Below are 12,785 nucleotides of genomic sequence, written 5' to 3' on the forward strand. Positions count from 1 at the left end.
TTAACCGAAACGACCGGTGATGTAGTCTTCGGTCTGGGTCTTGGTCGGCTTGGTGAAGATGGTGTCGGTGTCGCCGTGTTCGATCAGTTCGCCCAGGAACATGAACGCGGTGTAGTCCGAGCAGCGCGCGGCCTGTTGCATGTTGTGGGTCACGATGACCACGGTGAACTGTTCTTTCAGTTCAGTGATCAGCTGCTCGATACGCCCGGTGGAGATCGGGTCCAGTGCCGAGGTCGGTTCGTCCAGCAGCAGGACCTGCGGACGCAGGGCAATGGTGCGGGCGATGCACAGACGCTGCTGCTGACCACCGGACAGGCCCTGGGCGTTCTTGTCCAGCTTGTCCTTCACTTCATCCCACAGCGCCGCGCCACGCAGGGCTTCCTCGACGCGCTCTTCCATCTCGCGACGGTTGAGCTTCTCGTGGTGTTTGACCGCGTAGGAGATGTTGTCCTTGATGGTCATCGGGAACGGCACCGGCTTCTGGAACACCATGCCGACGTGGCTGCGCAGACGGTTCATCGAGTAGCCAGGGGCCAGGATGTTTTCACCGTTGAGCAGCACTTCGCCCTTGGCTTCCAGTTTCGGGTACATCGAGTAGATGCGGTTGAACACGCGCAACATGGTCGACTTGCCGCAACCCGACGGCCCGATGATCGCGGTGATGCGCTTCTCGGGGATGGTCATGTTGATGTTCTTCAACGACTGGTGGCCGTTGTAGAAGAAGTCGAGGTTGCGTACCTGGATCTTGGTTTTTTCGTCGGCAAGAGAAAGATTGTTCATCAGGACGCCTTATTGCGCAGAAGAAGGAGACGGGAGCTGAGGCTCAGCACCAGTACGAACAGTGTCATGATCAGGGCGCCGGCCCAGGCCAGAGAGTGCCAGTCGTCGAACGGGCTCATGGCGTACTGGAAGATCACGACCGGAATGCTGGCGATCGGTTTGAGGATATCGCCGCTCCAGAATTGGTTACCGAAGGCGGTGAACAGCAGCGGCGCGGTTTCGCCGGTGATGCGCGCCAGCGCCAGCAGGATACCGGTGACCACACCGGCACGGGCGGCACGCAGGACGATCTGCAGGGTCAGCTTCCACTGCGGCACACCCAGGGCCAGCGCGGCTTCGCGCATGGTGGCTGGTTGCAGCTGCATCATTTCATCGGTAGTACGCACCACGACCGGAATCACCAGCAGCGCCAGGGCGATCGCACCGGCAAAGGCGGAGAAGCCGACGCGGTGATCGGTCATCGCGCTGATCGGCAGGATCACGGCGGTGTAGACGAACAGGCCGAGCACGATCGAAGGCGCCGACAGCAGGATGTCGTTGATGAAGCGCACCGCGTTGCCCAGTTTGGTGTGGCGGGCGAACTCGGCCAGCCAGATACCGGCCATCAGGCCGATCGGCGTACCGATGATCAGGCCCAGGCCGGACATCAGAATGCTGCCGTAGAAGGCGTTGGCCAGACCGCCCGACGCGCCCGGCGGCGGGGTCATCTCGGTGAACAGGCGCAGGTTCAGCGCTTCGAAGCCGTTGACGATGGTGGTGATCAGAATCCACACCAGCCACAGCAGGCCGAACAGGGTAGCGCCGCAGCTGAGCAACATCGCGATGTTGTTTTTCAGTGCCCGCATGCGGTACAGGTTTTCGTTGTCTACCTTGCTCATACACCCTCCTTGCGCGACAGACGAGACAGCATCAGACGGGCGATGGCCAGTACGATGAAGGTGACGACGAACAGCAGGAAGCCCAGGGCGATCAGCGAGGAACGGTGCAGGTCGGTGTAGGCCTCACTGAACTCGTTGGCGATCACCGAGGCAATCGAGCTGCTCGGCATCATCAGCGATGCGGAGAACTGATGGGCGTTACCCAGTACGAAGGTCACCGCCATGGTTTCACCCAGTGCGCGACCCAGACCCAGGAACACACCGCCGACCACCGCAGTACGGGTGTAAGGCAGGACGATGTCCCAGACCACTTCCCAGGTGGTGCCGCCCAGTGCGTAAGCCGATTCTTTCAGGGCCACCGGCACGGTGCGGAACACTTCGGTCATGACCGAGGTAATGAACGGAATGATCATGATCGCCAGCACGATACCGGCGGTCAGCATGCCGATACCCAGCGGCGGGCCCTGGAAGATCGGGCCGATCAGCGGCAGAGCGCCGAGGTTATCGTTGATCCACGGTGCCAGGTGCGCGGCCATGAACGGGCCGAACACGAACAGGCCCCACATGCCGTAGATGATCGAAGGAATGCCCGCCAAGAGTTCGACGGCCGAAGCGATCGGTGTACGCAGCCATGGCGGCGCCACTTCAGTCAGAAAAATCGCGATGCCGAAACTCACCGGTACGGCGATCAGCAGCGCGAGAAAGGAGGTGACCAGCGTGCCGTAGATCGGAACCAATGCACCGAAATGGCCGTTGACCGCATCCCATTCGGTACTGGTAAGAAATTCGAAACCAAAGGTCTTGAACGCCAGGGCCCCGCCCCACAGCGTCGAGCCGGCGATGCTCGCCAGCAACAGCAGAACCAACAAAGCCGCGCCCAGCATGATGCGCCTGAACCAGGCGTCGTGCTTGTGATCGCGGGCCGCTCGTTTTTCGCTCTCGGATTCGACATCCGGAATAGCAGCGGACATATATTGGGTGTTCTCAGTCATGTTGGGTCCACTCGAAAAGAAACCCTGTCACCGAGCGCTCGATGACAGGGGTAAGCCGGATGACGTCGAGTTTTTACTTGAACTCGGCTTTCCAGTAGGTTTCGATCTTGGCAACCAGCTCTTTAGGCAGTGGTACGTAGTCCAGCGACTCGGCGTGAGCCTGGCCGTTTTCCAGGGACCACTTGAAGAAGTCGAAAGCAGCCTTGCTTTCGTCAGCCTTCTTCGGCTGCTTGTACATGATGATCCAGGTGGTCGCAGTGATTGGCCATGCTTCAGCGCCCGGGGCGTTGGTCATGATCAGGTTGAAGTCCTTGGCGCTGGCCCAGTCGGCGGTCGCAGCAGCGGCGGCGAAGGTCTTGGCGCTAGGCTCAACCACTTTGCCAGCCGAGTTCTGCAGCTTGGCGTAAGCGATGTTGTTGGTCTTGGCGTAGGCGAATTCCACGTAGCCGATCGAACCTTTGATCTGCTTGACGTAGGCAGCCACACCCTCGTTACCCTTGCCACCTACACCCACTGGCCACTGAACGGCAGAACCTTCGCCGACAGCCGATTTCCACTCTGGGCTGACTTTGCTCAGGTAGTTGGTGAAGTTGAACGAAGTACCCGAACCGTCCGAACGGTGAACGACGGTGATGTTGGTTTCAGGCAGTTTCAGGCCCGAGTTCAGCTTGGCGATCGCAGGATCGTTCCACTTGGTGATCTTGCCCTGGAAGATGTCGGCCAGCGTCTTGCCGTCCAGCTCCAGCTTGCCGCCTTCAACGCCTTCGACGTTGATGACCGGTACGATACCGCCGATCACGCTTGGGAACTGGCCCAGGCCGCTGGCTTGCAGATCTTCGGCTTTCAGAGGGGCGTCGGAAGCACCGAAGTCAACGGTGGCTGCCTTGATCTGAGCGATACCACCGCCCGAACCGATCGACTGGTAGTTAACCTTGTTGCCGGATTTTGCGCTGTACTCGGTGGCCCATTTGGAGATGACGGGGAACACGAAGCTCGAACCAGCACCAGTGACGTCCGTAGCGTGTGCCATTCCAGTCAGGCACATCGAAGCCAGCAGGAGCGACAGGCGTGTTTTTGTCAGCAGATTCACGGCAATACCTCAACAAGAGAGTGTGTGTTTGTGGTCGCAGTTGAAGACCCGATGCAGATTTAAAACCTCAAACATTTCTGTTTGATGACAGTCCGGGGACAGCGGCCAAATCAGGGACATTTCCGTAGCCGATTTCCTACAGCCTGTAAAAGCGAAACCCCCGGTTTCACGGGGGAAACCGGGGGTTGTCTAGTTTTTTGAAAATTAATATCAATGCGCCACTTCTGGCCATTGGCGGGTGGTTTCAAAGCCTGTTTTCAGGGCTTTTATGACAGTTATATGTCGCAAAAGCCGCGCCGTACGCGGGTTGCCGAAAAATCCCCGTCATTTGACGACCGCATCTCGCGCCTGAAGTGTGTCGAAGTTTTGCGGCGCAGCGCCCTGATCTGCCACGAAAGCGTTCTGCGGCTTCATGGTGAAGGTCATCAACACACCGAACGCCAGCACGCCGATGGAAATCAGGAACGGCAGCGCCCAGTTGCCGGTCTGGTCAATCAGATAGCCCGCCAGCACAGGGCTGATGATCGTCGCGGTGGCAGCGGTGCCGTTCATGATGCCGCTGGCGGTACCGGCGCGGTCCGAGGCAATGTCCATCGGCACGGCCCACATCGGGCCCACGGTCATTTCATTGAAGAACAGCGCCATGGCCAGGAAGATCAGCGAATACATCGGCTCCTGGAACAGCAGCACCGGAATCAGCGACAGCCCGGTACAAGCCATGCACACCGCCACCAGATAACTGCGGGCCAGCTTCACGTTGCCGGTCTTGCGCAGCAACCTGTCGCTGATCATCCCGCCCAACAGGTCGCCCACCACGCCCGCGAAGAACACCCCAGAGGTGAACAGCACGGCGTTTTTGATGTTCATCTGGTAGTTGTGCATGAAGTACATCGGAATCCAGCTGAGCATCAGCCAGAGAATCCAGTTGTAGCAGAAGTACACGCTGGAGACCGGCAGCATGCGCTTGAACAGGCGCCCGTAAGTCCCAGGGGCGTCCACCCGACGCGGCTTGGGCGCAGGCAGCACAGCCAGCTCCTGCGGCGTGATGCGCGGATGATCGGCCGGTTTTTCGGTGTAGGTCACGTACCACAGCACCACCCAGCCGAAACTCAAGGCGCCCAGCAGGTAGAACGAGAAACGCCAGTCATAGGCCGTCATCAGGGCCGCCACGATCAGTGGCGCACAGGCATTGCCCAAACGGGCGGCCGCGTGGGTGATGCCTTGGGCGAAGCCGCGTTTGTCAGGGCTGACCCACGCGGCCATGGCGCTGGTCGATGCCGGGAAGGTTGCGCCCTCCCCCAGCCCCAGCAACATGCGCGCGGCGACCAGGCTCAGGAAACCGCCCGCCATGCCGGTCAGCACCGTGGCGCCTGCCCATATAAAGGCACAGACGATCAACGTGCGCTTGGCGCCGTATCGATCGCTGACCCAGCCGCCAATAAACTGAAACACCATGTACGGGTAGGCGAAGGCCGAGAAGATAAAGCCCAATTGCGTGTTGCTCAGCCCAAGTTCTGCGCTGAACTGCCCGGCCGCCGTGCTGACGTTGACCCGGTCGACGTAGGTGATGAAGTACATCAGGCACAGCATCATCATGACGACGGTGGTGGCCTTGATCTTTAGCCTGTTCATGTTTGCGATCCTCAGTGTCTTTCTTGTAGTTGTTCACTTGGGGTGGATCAGGGCTCAACGTTCGAGAATCGCCCCTTGCAGGCGCAGCTCCTCGATCTGCCCGGCATCGAAGCCGTACTCGGCCAGAATTTCCAGGGTGTGCTCGCCCAACAGCGGCGAAGGCCGGTTGACCTGTTTCGGGGTTTCGGAAAAGTGGATCGGCAAGGCGATGCTGCGCGCCGCGCCTGTCACCGGGTGATGGGTTTCGACGATCATCTCGCGTTCGAGGATCTGCGGATGTTCCACCGCCTGGGAGATGTCCAGCACCGCGCCCACGGGCAGGCCCGCGGCGTCAAGTCGCTTGACCCAGCTATCGGTGGTGTCGTGGGACAGGCATTCGGTGATCAGCGCCACCAGCGCCTCGCGGTTGTTCATGCGCAGCACGTTAGTGGCAAAACGCGGGTCGTCGCTGATGTGCGGCGCATCGAGCACCTGCAACAGCCGCTCGTAGTTGCCCTGGTTGGCAGCGCCGATGTTGATCCAGCCGTCTCTGGTCTGAAACGCCTGGTACGGCGTGCTGGTGGAGTTGGCAGAGCCCATCTTCGGCAGGATCACGCCTTCAGAGAAGTAGTTCGCCGCCGGCCAGTACATCTGCTGGAAACCGGCCTCCAGCAGCGAGGTATCGACCACCTGCCCCACGCCGGTTTTCTGTTTATGGGCGTAGGCGGCAGCAATGCCCAGCGCGGCGAGAATACCCGCATTGATGTCGGCAATGGGCGAGCCGGCCTTGATCGGCGCCTGGCCCGGCTCACCGGTGGAACTCATCAGGCCCGACAGGCCCTGGGCGATCAGGTCGAAGCCGCCCTTGTCAGCGTAAGGCCCGGTGCGGCCATACCCCGATACGGAGCAATAAATCAGGCCCGGATTGAGCTGCTTGAGGGTCTCGTAACCCAGCCCCAGTTTTTCCATGGTGCCCTTGCGGTAGTTCTCGGTGACCACATCGGCATCGGCCAGCATGCGCCGCAGCACTTCCTTGCCGCCTTCGGTTTTCAAGTTCAGGGCGATGTCGCGCTTGTTGCGGTTGAGGATCATGAATGAGGCCGACTCGCCATGCTCCAGAATCGGCGCAAAACGGCGGCAGTCGTCACCGTCCATTTTCTCGACCTTGATCACGTCGGCGCCCATGTCGGCCAGCATCATCCCGCAAATCGGGCCGGACATGATGTGCGACAGCTCGATGACTTTCATGCCTTGCAATGGACCGGCCATCTCATTTACCTCCGAATACAGGTGTGCGTTTGGCCAGGAAGGCCTGATAACCGATCTGGAAATCCTCGGTGGCGAAGCAGTCGAACGCCTCGTCGTACTCCTCGGCGCTCAGCGGCGTGGGGTCGAGCGAGCGCTGCACGAACTGCTTGTGCCAGCGCGCCACCAGCGGAGCGCCATCGGCGATGCGACGGGCGCTGAGCAACGCCTGTTCCTCGACCTCGGCATCGGCCACCACGCGGCTGACGATCCGTTTGTGCAGTGCTTCGGCGGCGCCGAACACGCGGCCTTCGAGGAGCATTTCCAGGGTCACGTCGGGGCCGGCGATGCGCATCAGGCCGCTCATTTCGTCGTGGGACATTGCCAGCCCCAGCTTGTTGACCGGCACGCCGAAGCGGCTGGATTCGCCACAGATGCGGATATTGCACAGCGAAGCGATCCCCAGCCCGCCGCCGACGCAGATGCCATGAATCATCGCCACCAGCGGATGTCGGCAGTTGGCGATGGCGCGCAGCGCGCTGTGCATCACCGGGCCGTATCGGCGGGCCAGCGCCTGGTTGCCGCGATGGGTTTCGAATTCGCTGATGTCATTGCCGGGGCCGAACGCCTTGGTGCCTGCGCCACGAATGACGATGCAGCGCACGCTGTCGTCGGCGTCCAGCGCGGTGATGGTGTCGTCCAACAGCTTCCACATCGACAAGGTGGTGGCGTTGAGTTTGTGCGGACGATTGAGCACGACCGTGGCAATGCCGCCGTCGCGTTGCAAGAGAATTTCCGGGGCATCCTGAACGCAGGATTCAGGCGGTGCGGATGAGGCGGAAACGGGAGCAGTCATAGGAGCACCTTTTTATTTTTGGGATACCATTTTTATGTTTTGGCATCCCAAATATAGGCTTCGATTTTTTCAGCGCAAGGCTTTTTTGCAGAAAAATGACGCTGCCGACGAACAGCAATCGCTGTCTAAACCCTTTAAAAACGGGAATAGCGCCTTCAAACCTAGGTTTTACGTGGAAATTTTTCCCGATCACCCAGATAATCCCTTCCAGCCTGAACGGACCATTACGGGATACCGATGGAGATGGACTGATGTCCGAGAACAACAAAGTGGGCCACACCAGCGAAGGCGGCAATATCAACGAGATCGCCTATGCGGCCCTGCGCGGACGCATCATCAGCGGTGAACTGATGCCCGGCGCTCCGCTGTCCGAGCGCGCGCTGTGCGAGCAGCTGGAAGTGTCCCGCACGCCGCTGCGCGAAGCGATCAAGGTGCTCGCGCGGGAAGGTCTGGTGGAGATTTCCGCGACGCGCCGGGCGAAGGTCGCCAGCGTGAGCCTGGAAGAAGCGGCCAACATGCTGACCCTGCTCGCCGCGCTGGAGGGGCTGTCGGGCGAACAGGCCTGTCAGAAGATTTCAGCGGCTGACATCGCCGAACTGGAAGCCCTGCAGGCCGCCATGCGCCTCTCCCACGAGCAGAATGATCTGGCCAGCTACTTCGAGCTGAACCAGCAGATTCACCTGAAGATTCTGCGGGTGGCGGACAATCAGGTGCTGTCGGAGATGTTCAACAACCTCAACGCCCGCCTGCGCCACGTCCGCCGCCGCCTCAACCCCACGCCGGGGCGCTGGCAGCAGGCAATCAACGAACACGAACAGATGCTCACCTACCTGAAAAAGGGCGAGAGCAAGAAGTTGAGAGCGTTGATGGAAGATCACCTGCGCAACAAGATCGACGTGTTCCTGGCGACGATGCTGGAGCACGGGATAGTGAGTGTGCAGCGGGCGGGATAAGCCTGCGCATACACCAGCTCCTCGTAGCAGTCCGGCTTGCCGGCGACAGCGTTCTCGAGACCGCCCCGCCGGCAAGCCGTGCTGCTACGGGTCATGTGGCGAACACAGGTTGTGTGAACACCACCAAGTCACGTAGCAGCCGGGCTTGCCCGCGGGGCGATCTTACAAGCGCCACAGCCCGCAAGCCGTACTGCTATCGCAACCTCACTCCCCATAAATATCGAAATCGAAGTACTTCTTCTCGATCTTCGCGTAGGTGCCATTGGCGCGGATGGTGGCCAGGGCTTGGTTGAAGCGCTCCTGCAGCGGGTCGCCCTTGCGCACGGCCACGCCGATGCCGGTGCCGAAGTACTGTTCTTCGGTGAACGCGGGGCCGGCGAAGGTGTAGTCCTTGCCTTCAGGCTTTTTCAGCAGCGATTCGTCAATCACCACCGAGCTTGCGACGGTGGCGTCGATGCGCCCGCCCAGCAGGTCGAGGAAGACTTCGTTCTGCGACGCGTAGCTGACGATGGTGGCACCGGCCGGGACGAATTTGTCGGTCACGTAGCGCTCGAAGTTGGTGGCGCGCTGCACGCCGATGCGCAGGCCCTTGAGCTGGGCCGGGACCTCGGTAATACCGCTGCTCTTGCGCACCACCAGCCGCGCCGGGATGCGGTAGTAGCGGTTGGTGAAGTCCACCGACTTCATGCGTTCCGGGGTGATCGACATCGACGAGATGATCGCATCGACCTTTTTCACCTTGAGCGCGGGAATCAGGCCGTCGAAGTCGTTTTCCTTCCACTCGCATTTGACTTTCATCTCGGCGCACAGGGCTTGGCCGATGTCGTAGTCGAACCCGACGATCTGGTTGTCAGCGGTCTTGGAAGCGAATGGCGGATACGCGGCCTCGATGCCCAATTTGATCGGGGCGTCGGCGGCGTGGGCATTGAAGGCAAACACAGAAGCCAGGCTCAGGGTGCCGATGAGGGTCTTGATGTTCATGCAAAGCTCCAAACGTTGTTGTTCAGGTCGGGCGTCCTCTCCATGAGGAAAACACCCGTTATGGCAGCAGCAATGTGAACGCAGTGGGCGAGCGCTCTATAAACGGCGCCCTGCCCTGCAACGGTTAAACCGCTGCGGTGACGATGATCTCCACCAGAATCTCAGGGTCGTCGAACTGCACCTGGCAGGTCGCCCGTGCCGGGGTCTGCGCGGCATCGACCCAGGCGCTCCAGGTCTCGTTCATGCCGGCGAAATCGGCGGTCATGTCCTTGAGCCAGATCTGCACGCTGAGCAGGCGGCTCTTGTCACTGCCGGATGCGGCCAGCAACTCGTCGACGCGGGCCAGCACCTGGCGGGTCTGGCCACGGATGTCCTGGCTGCAGTCCGCGGCGACGATGCCGGCCAGATAGGCCACACCGTTGTGCACCACGCTGCGGCTCAGGCGTGGGTTGCTCTCGATGCGATGAATCGGGGTGCTCATGACGGAATCCTTTTCAAGGGTGAAAAAACAGACAAATCGAACTCACGCTCCCCCGCCATCTGGCCCAACGTAATAGGTTTGAGAGGCGGACGAATGCGGTAGTAACCCACTTCGCTGGCAGCGACGTTGCGATGCTCGGCGATGATTTCGGTGACGCTCAGCCCGCACTGGCGGCCCTGACACGGGCCCATGCCGCAGCGGCCGAAGGCCTTGGCCTGATTGGGGCCCAGACAGCCCATATCGACATAACCGCGAATCGCCCCGGCGCTGACTTCCTCGCAGCGGCAGACGATGGTGTCGTCCCCGGGGATGCGGTTGGCCGGTTGCGGGCGATACAGCGCGTCGATCAGCGGGCGCGCGGCAGTCTGCTTGCGCAGCCGCTGTTGCCAGGGCTTGGCGAGTGACTGTAGCTGGCCGTCATTAAGCTTGTGCAAGCGATGGGCGATCGCCAGCGCGGCCAGACGCCCCTGGCTGGCTGCCGCTTTGGCGCCGCCGATGGCGCCACCGTCACCGGCGATGAAAATGCCCGCCACGCTGGTTTCGCCCCAGCTGTCGCGGCGGGCAGCCCAGCACAGTTGCTGTTCGTCCCACTGGTGCTCGGCGCGCAGCGACTGGCTGATCTGAGTGTTGGGTACCACACCCTGATGCAACAGGATCAGCGAGGCCCAGACCTTGTGCGACTGCCCTTGGCTGTCAAAGCTCAGCGCCTCGGCGCGCCGCTCGCCCTCTACGCGCAGGTTGCGCGCGGCGCGGTAATGGCGCACACCGGCCCACTTGAGCTTTGCCAGCAGGGTCAGGCCCTTGAGCAGATCAGGCCAGCCGGCCAAGGCTGCGCGCAACTCGCCCAGATGCCTGAAGGCTTCGCGCTGCTCGCTGGTATCGACCAACGCTTCGATGTGAATCCCGGCGCGCAGGTACTGCACCGCCAGCAAATACAACAACGGCCCGCAGCCGGCCAGCACCACCGGGCCCTGCGGCACCATCGCCGCGCTCTTGAGCAGAATCTGCCCGGCACCGGCAGTCATTACCCCGGGCAAGGTCCAGCCGGGAATCGGCATCGGCCGCTCCATGGCGCCGGTGGCGATCAGCACCTGGCGCCCCTGCAAAATCCGAGCATTGCCATTGAGCAGCACGTGCACCCGGTGCTCGTCAGTGACCTGCCAGACTGCAGCGTTCGGGACATAACGCACATCACTGGCCTTCAGGGCCTCGACCAGTGCAAGGCCGGCGGTGTAATCGCCGCCCAGAATCCTGCGGCTGCGTTCATCGGCCTGCGCGACATTGCGGTAGATCTGCCCGCCTGGCTGGCGTTGCTCGTCCAGCAGCACCACCTTGAGCCCGCGTGCACTGGCTTCGAGCGCTGCGCTGATGCCCGCAGGCCCCGCGCCGATGACGATCAGGTCCACTCGCGAATCACTCATGGGTCGCCTCCTCGTCCTGCTCATGATCGATCAACAGCTCACGGGCCCCGCGCTGGCGGCGCACCGACATGCCCTCCTCGACCTGGATCAGACACGCCTGGCAGTTGGCCTGGCCGTCGACCTCCACCAGGCACTCGAAGCACACCCCCATCATGCAATAGGGCGCCCCAGGCCTGCCGTTGACCGCGCTGTCGCGGGTGTGGCCGATGTCATGGGCCAACAATGCGGCAGCCAGCGAAACATCCGCCGGCACGTTAAGGGCCCGGCCTTCGAACTCGATGCGCACTTGGCGCCCGGTGTGCTGCAGATGACGAAAGAGCGCTTCAGTGGGCATAGCGCACCTCGCGATTGTCCTTGAAACGGGCGAGGTTGAACGGCGCGATGGCTGGCTCGTCCAGCTCGCCGGCAATCCACGGCGCGATGCGCAGCGCATGGGCGGCGGCCAGGGTCACGCCGCTGTGGCAGGTGACGACGAACGCGCCGGGGCTGTCGTGGGCGGCCTCATAAATCGGATAGCCATCGGAACTGAGCACGCGCAAGGCGCCCCAGGCGCGCACCATCCTGACGTTCTCAAGGCGCGGAAAACACTTCACTGCCCGCGCAGCGATTTCGGCCATGACCGGGCTGCTGGTGCGATCGTCGAAACCGGTCGCCTCCAGCGAGTCGCCCAGTTGCACCGTGCCTTCGTCGGTCTGGCGCACGTAGGTGGTGGGGTAATGGAGAAACGGTTGCAGGCGTTCGGTGACCAGAATCTGCCCGCGGTTGGGCCGCACCGGCACGTTCAAGCCGAGCATTTCACCCAGCGGACGATTGCCAAGGCCGGCGGCGAGCACCAGATACTCGGCGTCGAAACGGTAGTCGGCACTGCGCACCTGAAACCCGTTGATGTGCTGGTCGATGGCATTCACGCTCTGACCGTTGACGATGGTCACCCCGCGCGCACGACACGCCATATACAGCGCGCGCAAAAGCTTGAGCGGATTGACGTGGCCATCCATGGGCGAATAGCAGGCGCCCACCACGCCCGGGCCGATACCGGGCAGGCGCTTTTTCAATTGCGCGGGGTCGAGAATTTCGAAGGGATAATCGCCGCGAAACGCATCGTTCAGCCATTTCAGGCGACGGGTTTCTTCGGCAAGCTCGGCGTCGTCCATGCACAGCTGAAAGCCGCCAGGCTGGCGCAGGTGCAGGTCGATGCCGGTGTCGGCGTGGAGCAGTTCGTTCAAGCGCGGCCAGAGCGCCACGGATTGCCGGGTCCAGGCCGCATAAGGGCTGTTGCGATAGCCCTTGCCCTGCACCCACAGCAGACCGAAATTGCCGCGCGCGGCGCGCAGCGCATCATCGCCTTCGTCCAGCACGGTCACGCGGCGGCCAGCCAGGACCAGTCCATACGCAATGGACATACCCACCAACCCGCCACCGACGACGATTACATCAGTCTTGTCCATGATCAACTACTTGGCCTGCATGGCATATAACTCCGGTAAAGCGATGCTA

At 61.6% G+C, this 12,785-nt stretch carries 13 protein-coding genes; 1 reads left to right on the forward strand and 12 read right to left on the reverse strand.

The window, feature by feature from the left end:
• From pstB to AC1MEK_RS02730, 7 genes are all read right to left on the reverse strand, one after another.
• Positions 1-780, reverse strand: a complete 780-nt coding sequence (pstB, locus tag AC1MEK_RS02700; RefSeq protein WP_480394709.1) for a phosphate ABC transporter ATP-binding protein PstB — start codon at positions 778-780, stop codon at positions 1-3.
• Positions 780-1,658 (reverse strand): phosphate ABC transporter permease PstA, encoded by an 879-nt coding sequence (pstA, locus tag AC1MEK_RS02705; protein ID WP_480394710.1) that lies wholly within the window; start codon positions 1,656-1,658, stop codon positions 780-782. The genes pstB and pstA overlap by 1 nt, the downstream gene beginning before the upstream one ends.
• Complete coding sequence (gene pstC, locus AC1MEK_RS02710; RefSeq protein ID WP_480394711.1) at positions 1,655-2,650, reverse strand: phosphate ABC transporter permease subunit PstC; 996 nt, start codon at positions 2,648-2,650, stop codon at positions 1,655-1,657. The genes pstA and pstC overlap by 4 nt, the downstream gene beginning before the upstream one ends.
• Before the next feature lie 73 nt (positions 2,651-2,723).
• Positions 2,724-3,740 (reverse strand): phosphate ABC transporter substrate-binding protein PstS, encoded by a 1,017-nt coding sequence (pstS, locus tag AC1MEK_RS02715; protein ID WP_480394712.1) that lies wholly within the window; start codon positions 3,738-3,740, stop codon positions 2,724-2,726.
• A 324-nt stretch (positions 3,741-4,064) separates the two neighbouring features.
• Positions 4,065-5,372 (reverse strand): MFS transporter, encoded by a 1,308-nt coding sequence (locus AC1MEK_RS02720; RefSeq protein WP_480394713.1) that lies wholly within the window; start codon positions 5,370-5,372, stop codon positions 4,065-4,067.
• A gap of 54 nt (positions 5,373-5,426) precedes the next feature.
• Positions 5,427-6,620: a CaiB/BaiF CoA transferase family protein gene (locus tag AC1MEK_RS02725; RefSeq protein WP_480394714.1), complete on the reverse strand. Its 1,194-nt coding sequence runs from the start codon at positions 6,618-6,620 to the stop codon at positions 5,427-5,429.
• Between the two features lies 1 nt (position 6,621).
• Complete coding sequence (locus tag AC1MEK_RS02730; RefSeq protein WP_480394715.1) at positions 6,622-7,452, reverse strand: enoyl-CoA hydratase/isomerase family protein; 831 nt, start codon at positions 7,450-7,452, stop codon at positions 6,622-6,624.
• A gap of 251 nt (positions 7,453-7,703) precedes the next feature.
• Here AC1MEK_RS02730 and AC1MEK_RS02735 point away from each other — a divergent pair, with 251 nt between their 5' ends.
• Positions 7,704-8,405 (forward strand): GntR family transcriptional regulator, encoded by a 702-nt coding sequence (locus AC1MEK_RS02735; protein ID WP_480394716.1) that lies wholly within the window; start codon positions 7,704-7,706, stop codon positions 8,403-8,405.
• Positions 8,406-8,609: 204 nt separating this feature from the next.
• On the opposite strand, the gene AC1MEK_RS02740 is transcribed toward AC1MEK_RS02735, so the two are convergent.
• The 5 genes from AC1MEK_RS02740 to AC1MEK_RS02760 all read right to left on the reverse strand — a co-directional run bounded on the left by AC1MEK_RS02740 (position 8,610) and on the right by AC1MEK_RS02760 (position 12,736).
• Positions 8,610-9,386 carry an ABC transporter substrate-binding protein gene (locus AC1MEK_RS02740; protein WP_480394717.1) on the reverse strand — a complete coding sequence of 259 codons (777 nt, stop codon included), beginning with the start codon at positions 9,384-9,386 and terminating at the stop codon, positions 8,610-8,612.
• A 124-nt stretch (positions 9,387-9,510) separates the two neighbouring features.
• Positions 9,511-9,867, reverse strand: coding sequence for a RidA family protein (locus tag AC1MEK_RS02745; RefSeq protein WP_480394718.1), 357 nt, complete (start codon positions 9,865-9,867; stop codon positions 9,511-9,513).
• Positions 9,864-11,288, reverse strand: coding sequence for an FAD-dependent oxidoreductase (locus tag AC1MEK_RS02750; protein WP_480394719.1), 1,425 nt, complete (start codon positions 11,286-11,288; stop codon positions 9,864-9,866). The genes AC1MEK_RS02745 and AC1MEK_RS02750 overlap by 4 nt, the downstream gene beginning before the upstream one ends.
• The gene (locus tag AC1MEK_RS02755; protein ID WP_480394720.1) at positions 11,281-11,622 is read right to left on the reverse strand and encodes a (2Fe-2S)-binding protein; all 342 of its coding nucleotides are present in this window, start codon (positions 11,620-11,622) and stop codon (positions 11,281-11,283) included. The genes AC1MEK_RS02750 and AC1MEK_RS02755 overlap by 8 nt, the downstream gene beginning before the upstream one ends.
• Entirely contained in the window at positions 11,612-12,736 is a 1,125-nt protein-coding gene (locus tag AC1MEK_RS02760) for an NAD(P)/FAD-dependent oxidoreductase (RefSeq protein WP_480394721.1), read from the reverse strand. Before AC1MEK_RS02760 ends, AC1MEK_RS02755 begins: the two co-directional genes overlap by 11 nt.
• Positions 12,737-12,785 lie beyond the last annotated feature (49 nt).

This window comes from Pseudomonas sp. 2 (assembly GCF_056627435.1).